The sequence below is a fragment of the Rhodococcus sp. B7740 genome, from assembly GCF_000954115.1.
Classification (GTDB): domain Bacteria; phylum Actinomycetota; class Actinomycetes; order Mycobacteriales; family Mycobacteriaceae; genus Rhodococcoides.
In genome coordinates, this window is the sequence record NZ_CP010797.1 from 4,040,929 (window position 1) to 4,059,876 (window position 18,948).

General features: G+C 64.6%; 19 protein-coding genes and 1 tRNA gene. 10 read left to right on the forward strand and 10 right to left on the reverse strand.

The features are described 5' to 3' along the window. Window positions 1–110: 110 nt before the first annotated feature. From NY08_RS18730 to NY08_RS18745, 4 genes are all read left to right on the forward strand, one after another. Complete coding sequence (locus NY08_RS18730) at window positions 111–1,913, forward strand: N-acyl-D-amino-acid deacylase family protein (RefSeq protein ID WP_045198026.1); 1,803 nt, start codon at window positions 111–113, stop codon at window positions 1,911–1,913. Continuing rightward, complete coding sequence (locus NY08_RS18735; protein WP_045198028.1) at window positions 1,910–2,515, forward strand: TetR/AcrR family transcriptional regulator; 606 nt, start codon at window positions 1,910–1,912, stop codon at window positions 2,513–2,515. Before NY08_RS18730 ends, NY08_RS18735 begins: the two co-directional genes overlap by 4 nt. After that, a complete protein-coding gene (locus NY08_RS18740; RefSeq protein ID WP_045198030.1) occupies window positions 2,512–3,345 on the forward strand; it encodes an alpha/beta fold hydrolase in 834 nt (277 codons plus the stop codon). The genes NY08_RS18735 and NY08_RS18740 overlap by 4 nt, the downstream gene beginning before the upstream one ends. 111 nt (window positions 3,346–3,456) lie before the next feature. Next, window positions 3,457–5,349: a glycosyltransferase gene (locus NY08_RS18745; protein WP_045198032.1), complete on the forward strand. Its 1,893-nt coding sequence runs from the start codon at window positions 3,457–3,459 to the stop codon at window positions 5,347–5,349. On the opposite strand, the gene NY08_RS18750 is transcribed toward NY08_RS18745, so the two are convergent. The 5 genes from NY08_RS18750 to NY08_RS18770 are packed head-to-tail and all read right to left on the reverse strand — an operon-like array spanning window position 5,350 to window position 9,514. After that, window positions 5,350–6,213 carry a TylF/MycF/NovP-related O-methyltransferase gene (locus NY08_RS18750; protein ID WP_032395520.1) on the reverse strand — a complete coding sequence of 288 codons (864 nt, stop codon included), beginning with the start codon at window positions 6,211–6,213 and terminating at the stop codon, window positions 5,350–5,352. A gap of 52 nt (window positions 6,214–6,265) precedes the next feature. After that, complete coding sequence (gene glfT1, locus NY08_RS18755) at window positions 6,266–7,168, reverse strand: galactofuranosyltransferase GlfT1 (RefSeq protein WP_045198035.1); 903 nt, start codon at window positions 7,166–7,168, stop codon at window positions 6,266–6,268. After that, window positions 7,161–8,000 (reverse strand): galactan export ABC transporter ATP-binding subunit Wzt/RfbE, encoded by an 840-nt coding sequence (gene wzt, locus NY08_RS18760; protein ID WP_045198036.1) that lies wholly within the window; start codon window positions 7,998–8,000, stop codon window positions 7,161–7,163. The genes glfT1 and wzt overlap by 8 nt, the downstream gene beginning before the upstream one ends. Window positions 8,001–8,011: 11 nt before the next feature. Further along, entirely contained in the window at window positions 8,012–8,893 is an 882-nt protein-coding gene (gene wzm / locus NY08_RS18765; protein WP_032395645.1) for a galactan export ABC transporter permease subunit Wzm/RfbD, read from the reverse strand. 36 nt (window positions 8,894–8,929) lie between these two features. After that, window positions 8,930–9,514, reverse strand: a complete 585-nt coding sequence (locus tag NY08_RS18770) for a bacterial proteasome activator family protein (protein WP_045198038.1) — start codon at window positions 9,512–9,514, stop codon at window positions 8,930–8,932. Window positions 9,515–9,690: 176 nt separating this feature from the next. Between NY08_RS18770 and NY08_RS18775 the strand changes: the two genes are divergently transcribed. Continuing rightward, window positions 9,691–10,896, forward strand: coding sequence for a cysteine desulfurase-like protein (locus NY08_RS18775; protein ID WP_032395644.1), 1,206 nt, complete (start codon window positions 9,691–9,693; stop codon window positions 10,894–10,896). 75 nt (window positions 10,897–10,971) lie between these two features. On the opposite strand, the gene NY08_RS18780 is transcribed toward NY08_RS18775, so the two are convergent. Then, the gene (locus NY08_RS18780) at window positions 10,972–11,961 is read right to left on the reverse strand and encodes an NAD(P)H-quinone oxidoreductase (protein WP_045198041.1); all 990 of its coding nucleotides are present in this window, start codon (window positions 11,959–11,961) and stop codon (window positions 10,972–10,974) included. A 113-nt stretch (window positions 11,962–12,074) separates the two neighbouring features. Next, window positions 12,075–13,109, reverse strand: a complete 1,035-nt coding sequence (mgrA, locus tag NY08_RS18785; RefSeq protein WP_045198043.1) for an L-glyceraldehyde 3-phosphate reductase — start codon at window positions 13,107–13,109, stop codon at window positions 12,075–12,077. A gap of 77 nt (window positions 13,110–13,186) precedes the next feature. Between mgrA and NY08_RS18790 the strand changes: the two genes are divergently transcribed. The 3 genes from NY08_RS18790 to NY08_RS18800 all read left to right on the forward strand — a co-directional run bounded on the left by NY08_RS18790 (window position 13,187) and on the right by NY08_RS18800 (window position 14,783). Then, on the forward strand, window positions 13,187–13,699 hold the full coding sequence (locus tag NY08_RS18790) for a MarR family winged helix-turn-helix transcriptional regulator (protein WP_045198045.1): 513 nt from the start codon (window positions 13,187–13,189) through the stop codon (window positions 13,697–13,699). 59 nt (window positions 13,700–13,758) lie between these two features. Continuing rightward, a tRNA-Ser gene (locus NY08_RS18795) sits at window positions 13,759–13,848 on the forward strand. A 122-nt stretch (window positions 13,849–13,970) separates the two neighbouring features. After that, window positions 13,971–14,783 carry a formate/nitrite transporter family protein gene (locus NY08_RS18800; RefSeq protein WP_045198046.1) on the forward strand — a complete coding sequence of 271 codons (813 nt, stop codon included), beginning with the start codon at window positions 13,971–13,973 and terminating at the stop codon, window positions 14,781–14,783. An 8-nt stretch (window positions 14,784–14,791) separates the two neighbouring features. Here the strand turns inward: NY08_RS18800 and NY08_RS18805 are convergent, their stop codons facing one another. Together NY08_RS18805 and NY08_RS18810 are read right to left on the reverse strand one after the other, a co-directional pair. Further along, window positions 14,792–15,715, reverse strand: coding sequence for a pseudouridine synthase (locus tag NY08_RS18805; RefSeq protein ID WP_200893134.1), 924 nt, complete (start codon window positions 15,713–15,715; stop codon window positions 14,792–14,794). 78 nt (window positions 15,716–15,793) lie between these two features. Further along, window positions 15,794–16,144 (reverse strand): excalibur calcium-binding domain-containing protein, encoded by a 351-nt coding sequence (locus NY08_RS18810; protein ID WP_045198049.1) that lies wholly within the window; start codon window positions 16,142–16,144, stop codon window positions 15,794–15,796. Between the two features lie 142 nt (window positions 16,145–16,286). On the opposite strand from NY08_RS18810, the gene NY08_RS18815 reads away from it, so the two are divergent. Both NY08_RS18815 and NY08_RS18820 read left to right on the forward strand, forming a co-directional pair. Continuing rightward, on the forward strand, window positions 16,287–16,490 hold the full coding sequence (locus tag NY08_RS18815; RefSeq protein WP_032395510.1) for a DUF3072 domain-containing protein: 204 nt from the start codon (window positions 16,287–16,289) through the stop codon (window positions 16,488–16,490). Window positions 16,491–16,781: 291 nt separating this feature from the next. Further along, the gene (locus tag NY08_RS18820) at window positions 16,782–17,828 is read left to right on the forward strand and encodes an alpha/beta hydrolase (RefSeq protein WP_032395639.1); all 1,047 of its coding nucleotides are present in this window, start codon (window positions 16,782–16,784) and stop codon (window positions 17,826–17,828) included. Here the strand turns inward: NY08_RS18820 and hisC are convergent. Continuing rightward, window positions 17,817–18,869, reverse strand: a complete 1,053-nt coding sequence (hisC, locus tag NY08_RS18825) for a histidinol-phosphate transaminase (protein WP_045200757.1) — start codon at window positions 18,867–18,869, stop codon at window positions 17,817–17,819. The two genes, NY08_RS18820 and hisC, sit on opposite strands and share 12 nt — an antisense overlap. Window positions 18,870–18,948: the final 79 nt, after the last annotated feature.

The following is an 18,948-nucleotide window of genomic DNA, read 5'->3' on the forward strand; positions in this document are numbered from 1 at the left end:
AGCTCCCGAGGTGTCCGGGAACCGAAACGTCGACGCGTGTGACCCGCAGGTGTTGGCGGACAACCGACTATTGCGAGCGATCACTCTCTAAGTTAGATTGACGTGACACTATGACGGAGGTCACATTGAACTCGAACACTGCTTTCGACGTCGTCGTCACCGGCGGCACCGTCTACGACGGGTCCGGCGGTCCCGGAGTGCGAGCCGATGTGGGCATCGTCGACGGTGTCGTGCGGGCCGTGTCGGCCACGCCGCTCGAGGTGGGTCCGGCGACCGAGGTGGTCGACGCCACCGGCAAGTGGGTCACCCCGGGCTTCGTGGACGTGCACACCCACTACGACGCGGAGGTGCTCGTCGGCCCGGGTCTCGAAGAGTCCGTCCGACACGGGGTCACGACGGTTCTGCTGGGGAACTGTTCGTTGTCGACGCTCTATTCCACTCCGGTCGACATCGCGGATCTGTTCAGTCGGGTCGAGGCGCTGCCGCGAGATCATGTGCTCAAAGCCGTCGATACGCACAAGACGTGGACCAGCCCCGACGAGTACATCGCTGCGCTCGAACGACTGCCTCTCGGTCCCAATATCGCTGCTCTGGTAGGACATTCGGATCTGCGGGCGCACGTGATGGGCTTGGATCGCTCGACCGATCGCAGTCAGCGGCCCACCCGTGAGGAGTGGCGCGCCATGTCGGACGCGCTCGAGCAGGCACTCGATGCCGGACTGCTCGGGATGTCGACGATGACGAACCCGTGGGACAAGTTGGACGGCGATCGGTACCGGTCTCGGTCGTTGCCGTCCTCGTACGCGCGGTGGAGCGAGTTCCGTGCGCTGCACAAGATCCTGCGTCGACGCGGTCGGTTGTTGCAGAGCATTCCGAACCTGAACACCAAGTACGACATGCTGTTCTTCCTCGCCTCGGCCACCGGGATCGGCCGCACTCCGCTCAAGATCTCGCTGCTGGCGGCGGCCGATGCGAAGGCGTCGCCGTGGATTCATCGCGTCTTCGGCCCGCTCGCGCGCATGGTCAACGGACCGGGCAAGGGTCAGTTCCGCTGGCAGCATCTGCCCACCACGTTCGACGTGTACTCCGACGGCATCGACCTGGTGGTGTTCGAGGAGTTCGGATCGGGCCGAGCAGCTCTGCATCTACGAGAAGAGTTGGGACGCAACGAGTTGCTCTCGGACGAGGCGTACCGCCGCTGGTTCCGCGCCGACTTCGAGAAGAAGTTCAGCTCACGCGTCTGGCATCGAGACTTCGCCGACGCCGAGATCACCGAGTGTCCCGACGCGTCGGTCGTCGGCAAGAACGTCGCCGAGGTCGCGGCAGAGCGCGGTGTGCACGTAGTGGACGCGTTCCTCGATCTGGTGGTCGAACACGGACGAAAACTGCGCTGGCACACCACGGTGGCGAATCATCGCAAGCGTCAGATGGACAAGCTGATCAACCAGCCCGGGGTGACAGTGGGGTTCTCCGACGCAGGCGCTCATCTGCGCAACATGGCGTTCTACAACTTCGGTATCCGATTGCTGCACCGCGTGCACGATGCGCAGAGCGATCGCAGGCCGTTCATGACCGTGGAGAAGGCCGTGCACAAGCTCAGCGGCGAATTGGCCGACTTCTACGGTGTCGACGCCGGACACGTGCGGGTGGGTGATCGAGCCGACATCGTGGTGATCGATCCGAATGGGCTGGACGAGGGGGTCCTGGCCTATCGGGAGGAGACCATGCCGGAGTTCGGGGGCCTGAGCCGCATGGTCAACCGCAACGACCGCGCTGTCGCCGCCACTCTGGTCGCGGGCCGAGTGGTGTTCTCCGGCGGCACCTTCGCTCCGTGGTTCGGTGTGTCGGAGCGGGCCGGCAGTTTCCTGCGGGCGGGTATCCCGACGGCTCCCCGTCGCCGGGAGCGTGTGTGAGCCCGAGTCAACAGCAGCGCCGGACCGAGACGATCGGAAAGTTGCTCGACGCGACGATCGCGTCGTTGCGCGAGAAGGGCTATGCCGCAACCAGTGTCAGTGAGATCGTCGGCCGCGCCGGGGTGTCCTCCGGTGCCATGTTCCGGCATTTCGACACCAGGCTCGACCTGATCGTCGCTGCGGCCGACGAGGTTCGCAGACGCCAGTTCGTCGAGTTCCGTCATGGCCTGTCCGGTTTCGGTAGCGCGTCGATCGAACACTGCCTCGAACTGCTCAGGGCTGCGTGCCGAGCCCCGATCAACGGCGCCTGGTACGAGCTCCTGACCGCAGCCCGCACTGACGAAGAGCTGCGAGAGAGGCTGCAGCCCCTCACCGTTCGCTATCACGAACAGATCGCCGAACTCGCTCGCACACTACCGGTCGCAGGCGTGCTCGACCCACGGCATCTCGAGACGGTGATCTTCAGCGTGGTGCATCTGCTCGACGGCGAGGCGTTGGCCGCCGTAGTGCACCCGCAGCCCGAACAGGAGGCCATGCGGCTGAGGATGATTGCGCACCTGTTGCGCGGTGGCACTCTGCACGCCCTGAGCGACGCGGGATGACCCACTGGACGGTGCGCACGCCCGGCGCAGAACTTCCCGTCGTCGAGCACGGGAACCCGGAGGCGCGCTCGACGGTGCTGCTGGTGCACGGCTATCCCGACAACCGCCATGTGTTCGATCCGTTGATCGCCGAGCTCGGTGATCGGGTCCGGGTGATCGCCTACGACACGCGAGGCAGCGGAGCGTCCGCGCTCGAGCCCGCAGCGGACGTGTCCATCGAGCAACTGGCGCGCGACGCCTTCGCGGTGGTCGAGTCGATACCGGGGCTCACCGGGAAGGTCCACGTCTTCGCCCACGACTGGGGGTCGGTCCAGATGTGGGAGGCGATGGCTTCGCCTCGCGCATCCACCGCTTTCGCGTCGTACACGTCGGTATCGGGCCCGAGCCTGGATCACCTGCGGCAGGTGGCGCGGGCGCGGCTGGTGCGACACCGTCGCTGGCCGTCACTGGTCGAGCAGTTGGCGCGGTCCTGGTACGTCTTCGGGTTCCACGTGCCCGTGCTGGGCAGGCGGGTTCCGGGACTGTTGGCGCGCCTGAGCGCCGAGGGTGAGCCGACCCCGACGGCGGCCGACCAGCAGCGCGGCATCGCCCTGTACCGCGCCAACGTGCTCAGGCGTCTGCTCGGCGGACCCGTCCCGCGCTGCGCCGTCCCCACCACCGTGGTCGTCCCGACTCACGACCACATGCTCTCGTCCAATCTCACCGACGGTCTGGATCGATGGATCCCCGACCTGCGCGTCGACCAGGTCGATGCGGGCCACTGGTGGCCGTACACGCACCCGGTCGACGCCGCTCGCGTGCTGATGGCGAGGGTGCGGGAAGCGGAGTAGACGGCGAGCGTCGGACGGATCGGTCGGGGGCTGTGCAACCATGGTCAGTGGTCTTCTTCTCTCCACGGCCGCACAGAGCCACTACTCGAACTGGATGGGGTACTTCTCGGTATGGACGGCACTGCTCTCGATCGTCTCGGCTCCGCGTCGAATTCGTCGGCTGTTGCCGGCGGTGACGGCGAGCCCGAACTGACAGTCCAGAGACTGCTGTTCGACGGTCCGTCGCCCCTGGTCAGTGCCGATATGTACAGCTCGGTCGGCAAGGGCAACGCCGAGCGCACCCGTACGGGCGTTCGGATCGCCAAGCGCAGCGTGGTGCACACCAACAGCTACTTCGGACGGTTCCCGGCCAGCTACTGGCAGCGGTGGACCACCGTCACCGAGGTGGTGTTCCGAGCGAGCGTCGCCGGTGCCGGTCGGATCGATCTGGTGGCCACCGATTACAAGGGCCACGAGCGCACGATGGCCAGTACAACGGTCGATTCCGCGAACGCGTCGACTCAGGTGGCCGTCCCCGTCGCCACCACGCAGTTCCTCGACGGCGGTGCGCTGTACGTCCGCTTCACCACGACCTCGACCGAGTTGTCGGTGCAGGACGCGGAATGGACCGTCGCCGCGCCGGAGAAGCTGCGTCCCACCTCGGTGGTGATCTGCACGTTCAACCGCGCCGACGACTGCGCCAACACCGTCGCTGCGATGGCCGACGATCCCCTCGCCCTGCTCGGGGTCGACAACGTCTACGTCGTCGATCAGGGCACCGATCAGGTGCAGACGCGCGAGAAGTTCCAGCGCGTCGCGGCGGAGCTCGGCAGCAAGCTCGTCTACATCACTCAGCCCAACCTCGGCGGGGCAGGTGGATTCACCCGCGGGCTCTACGAGGTGCAGGGTAAGGGCGGCGACCCGGCCAATGTGATCTTCATGGACGACGACGTGCTGTGTGAGCCCGAGGCGATCGTGCGGATGAACTCGTTCGCCAACATGACCGTCGAGCCGGCGATCATCGGCGCCCAGATGCTGTACCTGCTGCATCCCGATCGCGTGCATGTCGGTGCCGAGGTGGCGAACCTGCAGAAGCTCGAAGCCGGAGTGCACGTCAAGAACGCGATCTCGGACAAGAGTGCGTTCAAGCGCAAGCGGCAGCAGGACGTCCGGGTCGACGCAGGCTACAACGGTTGGTGGTCGTGCCTCATCCCGTCCGAGATCGTCGGGCAGGTCGGCTACCCGCTGCCGCTGTTCTTCCAATGGGACGACATCGAGTACGGATACCGTTCGCGTGCAAACGGATTCGCCACCGTGACGCTCCCGGGCGCAGCGGTGTGGCACGCCGACTTCGCGTGGAAGGACTGGGACGAGTGGCACCGCTACTTCAACCTGCGCAACGGCATGATCACCGCCGCCCTGCACATCGAACTCGATGGTAAGGCGCTCGCCAAGCAGCTGTTCACCGATCTGCTGCGTTACCTGGTGTCGATGCAGTACGGCATGGCGTACACGCTGATCAAGGCCGTCGAGGACTTCCTGGCCGGTCCGGATTATCTGCTTGACGGCGGAATGGACGCTGCCGGTTCCATCCGGCGCGAGCGGGCTGCCTACGGAGAAACGAAGCGGCACAACGCCAACGACGTTCCGGGTGTGCGTCCGGCGGATATGTTCATCACTCCCGCCGGTCCGCATCCGAAGAAGAGCATGGAGTTCGCGGTCCTGGCCAAGCGCGTGCTCAATCAGTGGCGTGGCACCGTGAATCCGGGCCCGGTCGCCATCTCGGCCGACGATGCCCACTGGTGGCACGTGTCGCTGTTCTCCCACGCCATCGTCACCGATCGCTCGCAGGAAGGCGTCCGAGTTCGCAAGCGCAACAAGGCGCATGCGACCGAACTGCTCAAGCGCGGCGTCACCGCACTCAAGCGTCTGCGCACCGAGACGCCGACGGTCGCCGCGTCCTACCGCGCCGCCGTGCCGCAGCTCACCAGCCGAGAGAACTGGGCTCGCCTGTACGGGCAGTAGCTAGTTCGCGCGGACCTTCGGGGCCGTGCGAATACGGACGACGACCTGTTCGTTGTCGGCGGTGTAGCCCAGGTAGTCGAACTCGGTGCCGGTGCGTGCGACGAATTCCGTCCACGCCCGGTATTCGTGGTTGCGCCAGCCGGGGAAGTTGAAGTATTCGTCGAACACGATGACGGTGCCGACAGCCAGTCGATCGGCCACCAGATCCAGCACGGTGACCGTCGACGAGTACAGGTCCGCGTCGAGGTGCAGGAACGCCAACTTCTCGTGGTGACCCTTCAGAAAGCCCGGCAGCGAGTCCTCGAACAGGCCGGGGACGATCTGTGCGCCCGGCACTTCGGGGATGGTGTCCTGCTCGAACAGGCCCTTCGGAAAGCCCGTGCGCCACGTCTCGGGTAGGCCGGAGAAGACGTCGAATCCGGCGACGACGGTGATGTCCTTCCGCGAGCTCAATTCCTCGGCGATGATCTCGAGCGTCGTCCCGCTGGCGACGCCGAACTCGAGTGCCATGCCGCGAATGGAGACCTCGCCGAGGGCGAAGCGCAGCGTCGCGTGCGGCCGCAGGAACGTGGGGGCCTGCGGCATCATCTCTTCGGCGAATTCTGCGCTCTGGGCGGCGGCTTCGACGTCGGAGGCGTACGGGATGTCCCGACGCATCCGCATCTCGAGACCGCGGATGAACGCGTGCAGATCGTCGATCTCGCGTCGTTGGCGTTCGAGGACGTCGAGCAGTTTCGCCTGCTGATCGCTGGTCTGCTCGGCCAGCTGGGCGGTCTGCTGAGCCAGAACCTCGCCGATCGCTCGTTGAAGCTTCTCCCGTGCCGACGACTTGATGCGATCAGCGAGCTTCCGAGGTTCCGTCATGGGCACACGGTAGCGGTATCACGCGGGTGCGCGCACCCCATGGTGGACGGCTCTACGGTCGACGAAAGTGTTCCCGACGCCCCAGCCCGCGCAGCCGGAACCACTCGGCCAGACCCTTCGGGTTGCGGGTGGTGATCAGGAAGAACCAGGTGAAGCGAATCCACTCCTGCGGCAGCAGCTTTCGCATACCTGGCTGCGACATCAGGTAGCCGCGGTTGCGGTACGTGAAGTAGCGCTTGGTCGCGTCCTCCGGGTACTGCGTGTGCATCCGGCCGCCGAGGATCGGCTTGAACTCCTCGGCCCCGTTCGGGTGGACGTAGGCGGCGGTGAGGCAGGTCCCGAACTTCAGACCGGAGCGCTGCAACCGACGGTGCACCTCCACCTCGTCGCCGCGGACGAACAGACGCAGATCCGGCACGCCCACCGCATCGATCGTCGATGCCTTGAACAGAGCGCCGTTGAACAGCGACGCGATCCCTTCGAGGAGATCGTCGTCCGGGTTCGCCGGGTCGATCAATTCGGACCGCAGCCGACGCCATTCGACACCGCGTCGCAGCGGGAAAGCCAATCGGTCCGGATCGTCGATGTCGCAGACGACGGGGGAGACCTCGTCGAGTCCGTGTGTGATGGCGCAGTCGTAGAGAGTCTCGAGTACCTGCGGGCCCTCGGGGCGGCCGTCGTCGTCGGCGAGAAACACCCAATCGGCACCGAGGGAGAGCGCATACAGAATCCCGAGCGCGAACCCGCCTGCACCGCCGAGATTGTGCTGCGAGCCGAGATACGTCGTCGGCAGGTCGATCGACTCCACCAGTTCGCGTACAGCGGGCTCATCGGCATTGTCGACGACGACCAGATGGTCGAGCGGACGCGTCTGCGCGCCGATCACGTCCAGCGACAGCGCCAGCAACTCACGCCGCTTGTGCGTGACGATGACGCCGACGATCTTGTCAGCCACCGGCCGTATCCTCTGGTCGTTCCGCAGGCTTCACTCCTGCGTCCTCGCGCTCGATCTCTTTCAAGATCTGGGCGACGTGGTCTCCCGCGTCATCACCGTCGTACGCCCGCACCACGTCCTCGATCCCGCCCTGTTGGCGAATCTGGCCGTGATCGATCCACATCGCGGTGTCGCACAGCTGAGCCAGGAATTCGTTGGAGTGGCTGGCGAACACCAGGATTCCCGAGCGCTTCACCAACTCCTGCAGCCGATGACGCGCCTTCTTCATGAACTCGGCGTCGACGGCCCCGATGCCCTCGTCGAGCAGCAGGATCTCCGGGTCGATGCTGGTGACCACGCCCATCGCGACGCGCACGCGCATGCCCGTCGAATACGTGCGCAGCGGCATGTCGAGATAGTCACCGAGTTCGGTGAAGTCGGCGATCTCGTCCATCTTCGCGAGCATCTGCTTGCGGGTCTGACCCAGGAACAGGCCGCGGATGATGATGTTCTCGTAGCCGGAGATCTCCGGGTCCATACCGACGCCCAGATCGAACACCGGCGCGACGCGGCCGCGGATGGTGGCGCTGCCCCGCGTCGGCTCGTAGATGCCCGAGAGCAGACGCAGCAGCGTCGACTTGCCCGCACCGTTGTGACCGACCAGTCCGACGCGATCGCCGTCCTTCAGGTTCATCGTGATGTTCTTGAGTGCTTCCACGACGACGACGTCGGAGGAATTGCGGTCGATCGCGCCACCGGCCTTGCCGAGGAACGCCTTCTTGAGCGACCGCGTCTTGGCGTCGAAGATGGGGAAGTCGACGCACGCGTCATGGGTGCTGATGCTGATGGACAACTCGAATACCCCTAAACCCAGTAGGGCACGCGGGCCCGGTACTTCTTGAGTGCGACGATGGCCAGCGCCCATCCGACGACGGTGAAGCCGAGCACGATGTACCAGTGGTACGCCTGCTGATCCTCGCCGATCAGGGGGGCCCGGATGATGTCGAGGTAGTGGAAGAGCGGGTTGATCTCGACGAGCTTGGCGCGGTTCGCAGCCTCACCGCCCATCGACTCGAGTCCCGAGGTGGTCCAGACGATCGGTGTCATGAAGAACATCAGCGTGACGAAGCTGCCGAGGATCGGGGCGATGTCGCGGTAGCGGGTGGCGACGATGCCGAACAGGATCGACACCCATATCGCGTTCAGCAGAATCAGCACCAGCGCCGGGATCGCGAAGACCACGGTCCAGTGCAGCCCGCCCTCGGGCCAGAAGATCGCGATGATGATCACGTAGATCAGCATGTTGTGGCCGAGCAGCAGCAGCTGACGCCACACCAGGCGATAGACGTGCACACTCAGCGCGCTGGGCAGTTGTTTGATCAGACCCTCGTTGGCGACGAAGACGTCTCCGCCTTCGAGGATCGCGGCACTGATGAGGTTCCAGATGATCAGACCGACGGTGACGTGCGGCAGGAACGACCGCAGGTCGATGTCCAGGAGTACCGAATACAGCAGACCCATGGCGATCGCCTGCACACCGGTGGCGATGGTGATCCAGAACGGACCGATCACCGATCGGCGATACCGCTGCTTGATGTCCTGCCAGCCGAGATGCAGCCACAGCTCGCGCTGAGCGAAACCGGTTCTGAGGTCGCCGAACGCGCGCCGATAAGTCTGTGAGTCCGAAACCGGAGCAGGCATCTGTTCCCCTGCCTCGCTCTCGGGATCCTTCGCTGGTGCCGACACGACGGTCGACACTACCTCTTCACAGGTGTCGACTCTTTACAAGTACTGGCCGGTGCCACCACCACCGTGACCCGCGCCACCAGGAGCGCCCATCACGCCGGGAGGCAACGCGCCCTGCCGCATCTGCTCGAGTTGAGCTCGTGCGGCCATCTGCTGAGCGAACAGGGCCGTCTGGATGCCGTGGAACAGGCCTTCGAGCCAGCCGACGAGTTGGGCCTGCGCGATGCGCAGTTCCGCGTCGGTGGGGACAACGTCGTCGCCGAAGGGCAGTACCAGGCGCTCGAGCTCGTCGCGGAGCTCCGGTGCCAGGCCCTGTTCGAGTTCGTGGATGGAGGACTTGTGGATTTCCTTCAGCCGCGTCCGGCTCGCGTCGTCGAGCGGTGCGGCGCGCACTTCCTCGAGAAGCTGCTTGATCATCGTGCCGATACGCATCACCTTCGCCGGCTGCTCCACCATCTCCGACAGGCCGGATCCATCGTCCGATCCATCGTTCGTGGAGGAGCCGGCGGCGCGGGCCGCAGCGGCCGTCGCTTCCTCGCGGCTCAGGGCGAGCGGTTCTCCGTTGGGGCCGATCACAACAACGTGGTCGTCGGGCGCACTGTTCGGCTCGGATTGAGTCATATATCCATCTTTACGCCTCGCTCGCCGTTGCGCGATCGTCTGGGGCGATTATCCTGGTTCGGTCGTCGGGAACAAGTGGAGGCCGGGAGGATCGAGCGTGCGAGGTGGGCAACCGTTCCCTGGCGAAACAGGACGTGGAACACATGCTGCACCGGTCGGCGCTTAGAGTGTCCGGCATGGGTTACGACGTCGCGCGAGTGAGAGGGTCCATCCCCTCGCTCGGTGACGGGTGGATTCATCTCGACCCTCAGCTGGGCATGCTGATCCCGGACCGCGTGTCGACCGCCGTGTCCACCGCTTTCCGGCACAGTGCCTCCAACCATTCGGCCGGCAACACCGCGGCCAAGCGCAGCGCAGCTCTACTGGAATCCGCTCGCGTCGCCATCGCCGATCTCGTCGGTGCCTATCCGTCCGGTGTGGTCATCGGTCCCGACCGTGCGACGCTGCTGTCCTGGCTCGCGGATTCGATGAGCTCGCGGCTGGGGCTCGGAACCGGCTTGGTGCTCTCGCGACTGGACGAGGAAGCGAACGTCGCGCCGTGGCTGCGGGTCGCCAGCAGATCCGGCGCGCACGTGCGATGGGCCGAGGTCGAAATCGATACGTGCGAGTTGCCCACGTGGCAGTTCGATGACCTCATCACCTCGACCACTCGGCTCGTCGCGGTCACTGCGGCATCGCCGATCGTCGGCAGCGCACCCGATGTTCGGGTCGCAGCGGATCTGGTGCACGAGGTCGGTGGGCTGATCGTGGTCGACGCGGCCGGAGCGGCCCCCTACGCCCACGTCGACATCAAGGAACTCGGAGCCGACGTCGTCGCGATCGACACCGCCGCATGGGGCGGGCCGTCGGTCGGTGCGCTGATCTTCCGCGATCCGACGCTCCTGGAACAGTTGCCTTCGATGTCGCTGAACCCGTCGGCGAAGGGGCCTCAGCGGCTCGAGGTCAGCGCGCATCAGTACGCGTTGTTGGCGGGTGTGGTCTCGTCCATCGACTATCTGGCCAATCTCGACGACGCAGCGACTGGGACGCGTCGCGAGCGCCTCGAGCTGTCGATCGGATCCCTGCAGCATTACCACGACGGCCTGTTCGATTACCTGATGAAGGCGCTCGAATCCCTGGACCACGTCATGGTGCTCGGCAATGCGCCGACGCGTATTCCTACCCTGAGCTTCACCGTCGATGGTGTTCCCGCGGTGAAGGTGTCCGAGCAACTCGCGCAGGCCAGAATCGGCAGTGTCAGCGGAGTCCACGGTGGCAGTCGGTTGCTCGACGCACTGGGCGTCAACGACGAGGGTGGTGCCGTCACCATCGGTCTGGCTCCGTACACCACCCGCTACGAGATAGATCAGCTCCAGGCTGCACTGTCCGCTCTCGCGCTCTAGCGGGAGCGGCTCCGCCGCACGTGCATAGAAGTTCGTAGTGGGCTACGAACTTCTATGCACGACCTGGGGCGCACATCACTGCACGCGCAGGATAACCTTCCCGATGGTCTCGGCCTCGTCGAGCATTCGATGTCCTTGCGCTGCTTCGGTTATCGGGATCTCGGCGTGTACGACGGCGGTGACGCGGCCCTCGGAGATCATCGGCCACAGGTGCGCGGTCATGTCTGCGACGATGTTCGCTTTGCTCGACGGCCCGGTTTCGGGGCGGCCACGCAACCCGGCTGCGTGCACCGAGCCGCGCTTGGCGAGGAGTTTTCCGAAGTTCAGCTCGCCCTTCACGCCGCCTTGCATGCCGATGGTGACGACGGTGCCGTCCATGGCCAAGGCGTCGATGTTGCGGTCGAGGTACTTCGCTCCCATGTTGTCCAGGATCAGGTCGGCACCGTGATCCTGTGTCTGTGAACGTATCTCGGTCACGAAGTCCTGGTTCTTGTAGTCGATCAGGACGTCGGCTCCGAGGTCTGCACACATGTCCAGCTTGTACTTCGAGCCGGCGGTGACGGCGACGGTGACGCCCATCTGCTTGGCCAATTGGATTGCGTGCGTTCCGATTCCGCTACCACCACCGTGGACGAGCAGTACCTGGCCCGAGCGCATGTGTGCATCCATCACCAGGTTGGACCACACTGTGGATGCGACTTCGGGAAGTGCTGCTGCCACATGCAGATCGAGGCCCTGGGGGATGGGAAAGAGCTGGGTGGCGGGTACGGCGACCTGCTCGGCGTACCCACCGCCGGCCAACAGGGCGCACACCCTGTCGCCGACGTTCCAATCGCTGACGCCCTCGCCGAGCTCGGAGATGATGCCCGAGCATTCGAGTCCGAGAATGTCGCTGGCACCCGGGGGCGGCGGATAATTGCCTTGACGCTGCATGAGATCGGCACGGTTGACGGCGGTGGCCGAGACGTCGACGATCACCTGCCCGCGGCTCGGACGTGGGTCGGGAACCTCGGTCCATTCCATGACGTCGGGGTCGCCGAATTCTTTGAGTGTGATGGCACGCATGTCTCCATAGTGCGCCTCCGGCGGCAGGAGTGGAGCCTGCGGCACGACCAAGATGAGCAGTGGTGCGGTTAGGTGCCCCCGGGGGCACGCGCCCGCGCCACTGCCGCAGGCACCTACAGGTCCCAGAGATTGATTCCGAAGTCCTCGGCATGCGTGTCGATCTCGGCGAGTTCGGCATCGGTGAAGTCCAGGTTCTGCAGTGCCGCCACGTTGTTCTCGAGCTGTCCGACGCTCGATGCGCCGATCAGTACCGAGGTCACGCGCGGGTCGCGCAGGGCCCAGCTCAGGGCGAGTTGTGCGAGGGACTGGCCGCGAGTCGAGGCGATGTCGTTCAACGCCCGGAGGTGCCCGATGTGGTCGTCGGTGAGCCAGTCCGGATTCAGCGATTTGCCCTGCGCTGCTCTCGAATTGGACGGAACGCCGTCGAGGTACTTGTCGGTGAGCATGCCCTGGGCCAGAGGCGAGAAGGCGATGACGCCTGCGCCGACGGCATCGAGGGTGTCGAGCAGTTCGGGTTCGATCCACCGATTGACCATCGAATAGCTCGGCTGATGGATCAGCAGGGGAACGCCCGCGTCGGCGAGGAGGTCCGCCATTTTTTGCGTGCCCTCGGGCTTGTACGAGCTGATGCCCGCGTACAGCGCTTTGCCCTGCTGGACAGCGCTGATCAGTGCGCCTGCGGTCTCTTCGATCGGGGTGTCGTGGTCGGGCCGGTGGCTGTAGAAGATGTCGACGTGATCGAGTCGCATCCGCGTCAACGACTGCTCGAGCGAGGACAGCAGGTATTTGCGAGAGCCACCGAAGCCGTAGGGGCCGGGCCACATGTCCCAGCCGGCTTTGCTGGAAATGATCAGCTCGTCGCGATATCCGGCGAAGTCCTCGGAGAAGATGCGGCCGAAGTTCTTCTCCGCGCTGCCGTACGGCGGGCCGTAATTGTTGGCCAGATCGAAGTGCGTGATACCGAGATCGAATGCGCGACGCAGGATCGCGCGCTGGTTCATCAGCGGTACGTCGTCACCGAAGTTGTGCCACAGTCCGAGCGACACCGCCGGAAGTCGGGGGCCACGTGAGCCCACTCGGCGGAAGAGCATGGACTCGTAGCGGTCGGCGGCGGCAACGTACGGCGGGTCGATGTTGGGATCGGTCATACCTCGACCATAGGGCGCTGCACCGAACTGGGCCTCGAACCGCGTCAACCTACTCGCCGGTAGATTTCCTGCCTAAGATGACACGCGTGACGGCCGAATTAGCCATTGGTCCCGGGGGGGACCCGCAGTGGCTCGACACTGCGGAAATGAAAGCATGGCGCGCCTATATGGACGGCGGGCAACGATTGATGGGGGTATTGAACAAGGATCTGCAGGATCGCCACGACCTGTCGATGGCGGAATACCGAATCCTGGTGATGTTGTCGGAATCGATCGACGGCTCCATCAGAATGAGTGAGCTGGCCGATGGCGTCCTGTCCTCGAGAAGTCGCCTGACGCATCAGATCAGGCGAATGGAACTCCAGGACATGGTGACTCGCAGTACCTGCGTCAACGACGGCAGAGGCGTGCTCGCGGTGATCACCGAGGAAGGCCGTCGGCGATTGGCGGAGGCGGCACCGACCCACGTCCGCAGCGTCCGTCGGCACCTCATCGACATTCTCTCGCCCCACGAACTCGAGGTGCTCGGAGACATCTTCGAGAAGGTCGACGCCGCGATGGACGCGTCCGGTTCCACACCGCGACGATGAGCGGCGGACGACGAGGGGCGATTGGGCCTCGGCCCGCCGGGCCGTTTAAGATCGCACACGGAAGCGTGGCAGAGCGGCCCAATGCACTCGCCTTGAAAGCGAGAGACGTGTAAAAGCGTCCGGGGGTTCAAATCCCTCCGCTTCCGCCACATGTTCGTTTCGAAATCCGGTCCACCCGCATGGGTGGACCGGATTCGTTTGTCCCGGTCGAAGCTGAGCTCCGTCGCGACCTGCTTGGTATCGATCCCGGCTCAGTGGGTACTGCCTGTTGATGAGTGAACAAGCGCGGCGCAACGACGGCGACAACGAGGGGCCTCTGGAAGAGGAGCTCGAGGACAGTTTCGACGCTGTCGTCGAGGAAGGTGCAGAGCGCTTGCATCGCACCGTGCGTACGGTCCTGATCACAGGATTGTTCGGCGGGCTCGAAGTTTCCCTGGGTGTGATGGCGTATCTGGCTGTGCTGGACGAGACCGGCAGCCATCTGCTGGCAGGTCTGGCGTTCGGCATCGGCCTGGTGGCCATCTACCTGGCACACGGTGAGCTGTTCACCGAGGACTTCTTGATGCCGATCGCCGCGGTGGTGGCCCGCAACGGAACTCCGCTGCAGCTCGCGAGGCTGTGGATCGGCACGCTGCTGGCGAATCTGCTGGGTGGTTGGCTCGTGATGTGGTTGATAGCGCACGCATTTCCGCAGTGGCAGAAGGTGTTGTCCGAATCCGCGCAGCATTTCGTTCACGCACCGCTCGATCTTCGGTCGGTCTGTTTGGCGGTTCTCGGTGGCAGCACGATAACGCTGCTGACGCGCATGCAGCAGGGTACGACGTCGGATGTCGCGCGGATCATCGCCGCCATGGGGGCAGGCTTCCTGCTCGCCGGGTTGCAGATGTTCCATTCGATTCTCGATTCCCTGCTGATCTTCGGAGCCATCCACGCAGGCGCAGACGTGAGTTATCGAGAGTGGATCGACTGGTTCGGATACACGGTGCTGTTCAACATCATCGGTGGCGTCGTGTTGGTCACCGCGCTGCGCCTGGTGCGCACCAAGGAGCTTGTGAAAACAGAACGTCACCGCAATTCCGAGTAGTCGAGCGGTCACGCCCTGCCATCCGATATCCAACGCTGCAAGCCCAGTCCGGTCTCGAAGCGTCGGATTGCCTTCGAGATCGGGTCCGTGAATTCGATTGCACTGGCGAGCAATTGGAGTGGATCGGTGAAATCATCGACGGCCCGGTTGGTGGCAGTCGGGTAGAGGTCGTCGCCGAGGATCGGCACCCCGAGCGAATTCATGTGCAGTCGCAGTTGATGAGTGCGGCCGGTCAACGGTGTCAGTTGATAGCGACCGAGTCCGTCTCGATGCTCCAGTAGTTCGACGGTGGTGTGCGCGTTGGGTTCTCCGGCCACCTCGCGGGCGGTGAAGTCGCCCTTCTCGGTGACGATTCGGCTGCGAACGGCGGTCGGCAATACCAGCGACGGGTCGTAGCGCGCAATGGCCTCGTACTCCTTGTGGACCTTTCGATCCTGGAAGAGCGTTTGATATGCGCCGCGCAGGGTCGGATCGACGACGAACAGGACCAGGCCCGCGGTGACGCGATCGAGTCGGTGAGCGGGCACTAGTTGTGGCAGGTCGAGTTCGAGACGCAGTCGCACGAGCGCGGTCTGCAGAATGTGGCCGCCGCGGGGGATGGTCGGAAGAAAGTGTGGCTTGTCGATCACCAGCAGCGCGTCGTCGCGGTGCACGATCGAGATATCGAAGGGCACAACGGTTTCCGACGGCAGATCGCGGTGGAACCAGACCGCCTCACCTGGAACGTACGGTGCATCCGGTGCGATGGGGCCTGTCATGTCGACGATCTCGCCGGCGTCGAACATGGCGTCGATCCGGTGTGCAGGGATTCGTAACTCGGTCGCCGTCAGGAAGTCACGGACGGTGCGCCAGGTGCCGTCCTCGGGCATTCGGATGCGCGCGGGGTCCAGGCCGTGTCGCTTCGCCAGGGGAGGTTGCTGGCGTCGTCTCACCGAGTGAGCGTATCCGCCCGTCGAGATCGCACTTATGCAGGCATTTCGCGATGATCTGCCCGCATAAGTGCGAATTCGCTATTCGCAGCCGATGCCGTCGTCGTCGCGATCGAGATGAGGCCCGTAGCCGTACTCGTCCCGATAGACCGGAGCGGCACCGGCGTCGCGGGCCGCATCGCAGTTCTCGTACTGGAAGGCGCCGCCCTGTTGGGGTGCCGGGGCAGGAGCACCTTGAGGCTGTGGTGCAGGAGCGGGTGCCGCCAGCGGGGCCGGAGGCGGTGGAAGCACCGGGCAGAACTGAGCCGAACCGCTGTTACAGAGGAAATCGGTGATCGGATCGGCCGAGGCGACGGCCGGTGCGGACACCAGGACGGCTGCAGCGATAGCGCCGCTGATGCCGAGCTTGACCAGCAGATTCTTCGTCTTCATGAGGCTCCAATCGAGGGGGTGTGATCTGGAGCATCCTCGACCATTTATTGAACTGTCAATCAAGTCATTCGGGTGATCGACGTCGCGACCAGCAAAACCCGAGCGTGTTTGGAACCTGCCGATTCGGCGTATCTACGAACGTATGAGCGAAAACGAGCAGGTCAACCAGAACCCCGAGAAGGATCCCGACGATTGGGTCACCGGTGACGAGCCGATGACCGGCCCACAGAAGAGCTACCTGAGCACCCTTGCGCAGGAAGCCGGCGAAGAAGTTCCCGAGGGTCTCAACAAGGCGCAGGCTTCGGAGATGATCGACAAGTTGCAGGGCGAAACCGGCCGCGGCTGAATCGACCCCCAGAGGTCCACTCGATGTGACATCGACCCCCCGAAAGTCCACCGAATGTCACATCGAGTGCCCTCGTGGGAAGTGTGTCCACGAGGGCATCCGACCAGGTAGACCGTTCTGTCTCGAGTACATGTAACAAAGGATCACGCGGACTTTTGGACCTGCATGTGCGCGGCTATTGTGAGCGAACCCACAGCTTTAGCGTGCGCGCATATCGGTGGGTACGTTGAGTGACGGATGTTGTTCGTGTTGCGCCCCGTGAGGGTGCGCCGGGGGAGGATGGGCAATCTGATGCACCGCCGAGTGTTGGCAGTAGCGGGAACTGCTCTGGCAGTGTCGCTGCTGGGGTCGGGTCTCGCCGGGGCGCAGCCGCTCCCCGGTACCGGCAGTTCCGATGGCGGCGGTGTGGCTCCCGGAATCACAGCTCAGTCCCTGCCTCTGGCGTCGGCACGGATCGATCGTGTGGACATGTTGACCGACCGCCGCGCAGCGGTGTGGGTGGAGTCGCCTGCCATGGGCCGCGCCATCCAGGTTCAGGTTCTTCTTCCGGCCGCGCAAGCGGTGTCACGTCCGACGCTCTACATGCTCGACGGTGTGAGTGCCGGCAAAGAGTCCGATTACAAGGAAAGCACCTGGACGCAGAAGACCGACATCGTCGACTTCTTCGCGGACAAGCAGGTCAACGTCGTGCTCCCGGTCGGTGGATCGAGCAGCTACTACACCGACTGGAATGTTCCGGATCCGGTGCTCGGTGTGAACAAGTGGGAGACGTTCCTGACTTCGGAGCTGCCGCCGCTGATCGATGCGCGCTTCAACGGCAACGGCACCAACGCGATCTCGGGTGTCTCGATGGGTGCCCAGGCCGCGATGGACCTGATCACCCGTCACCCCAGCCTGTACACCGGCGTCGCCGGACTGAGCGGTTGCTACGACAATTCGCAGACCAACTTCAAGGATGCGGTGCGCGCCACCGTCGCCACCAACGGCGGCAATGCCACCAACATGTGGGGCGAGAACACCGATCCGCAGTGGGTCGAGCACGATCCGTCACGTAACGCCGAAGCACTCCGCGGCAAGGACGTCTATCTGTCCGTCGGCACCGGCCTGCCCGGTCCGTACGAGCTCGGCCCCGGTGGTAGCGGAGTCGAGGGTGCGCTGATGGGCGGACCACTCGAAGCCGCCGCGCTGTACTGCACGACCGTGTTCGATACTCGACTCCGGTCGCTGGACATCCCCGCGACGGTCGTCTATCGCCCCTACGGCATCCATCAGTGGCCGTACTGGCAGGACGACCTGCGCGAATCCTGGCCGACGCTCGAGCGCGCGCTAGGGCTGTAGAGCGAACTTCAGAAACGCGTCGTTCTCGTGCGGGTCGCCGATGGTGACCCGCACTCCGTCGTTTCCGTAGGCGCGCAGCAGTACGCCCTGTTCGGCTGCAGCAGCGGCGAATTCACCCGAGCGTTCGGCCAGCGGCAGCCAGACGAAATTGGACTGTGATGCGCCGACGTCGTAGCCGCCCGCAACCAGAGCATCGCGTACCCGGTCCCGTTCCACGATGAGGGCATCGGTCCGGGCCAGCAGCTCCGCCGACGCCTCCAACGACGCCACCGCCGCCTGCTGTGCCACGGTGCTGACGGCGAATGCGATCCGCACCTTCGACAACGCCGTGATCACCTCGGGATCGGCCACCGCGTAGCCCACCCGCAAGCCGGCAAGTCCGTAGGCCTTCGAGAACGTCCGCAGCACGATCACGTTGCGTCGTCCGCGTGCCAACTCCACTCCGTCGGTGTGATTGCCTGTGTCGGGTCGGGTGTACTCGAAGTAGGCCTCGTCGAGGACCACGAGAATGTCCGACGGCACCGCGTCGAGAAACGCGTCGAGCTTGTCGCGCTGGACGACGGTTCCGGTCGGGTTGTTCGGGTTGCAGACGAAGATCAGCCGGGTGCGGTCGGTGATGGCGGCGAGCATTGCGTCGAGATCGTGCACATGGTCGGCGGTCAACGGAACCAAGACGGGTGTCGCGCCTGCGACGCTGGTGACGATGGGGTACGCCTCGAACGAGCGCCAGGCGAACAGCACTTCGTCGCCGGGGCCGCAGGTGATCTGAACGACCTCCTGGCACAGCGAGACGGAACCACTTCCGACAGCGACGTTCTCCGTGGCAACGCCGAGTTTCTTCGCCAGTGACTCGACGAGGGCGGTCGCTCGATTGTCGGGGTAGCGGTTGACGCCGCCGACGGCCTCCGCGATCGCGTCGCGCACGCTCGGCAGCGGTCCCTGCGTCGTTTCGTTGCTCGCCAGTTTGATCGCACCTGGAAAGGTGCGGCCGGGAACGTAGGCGGGGATGGCGTCGAGGTCGGGGCGGATGCGCGCGGTCACGGCTGCCATTATGCGCCCAGGTTCGGGGTTGACTTCTGCGCGTCCGTGATATTGCTGTGCGCGGTGGGGCAGATCGTCC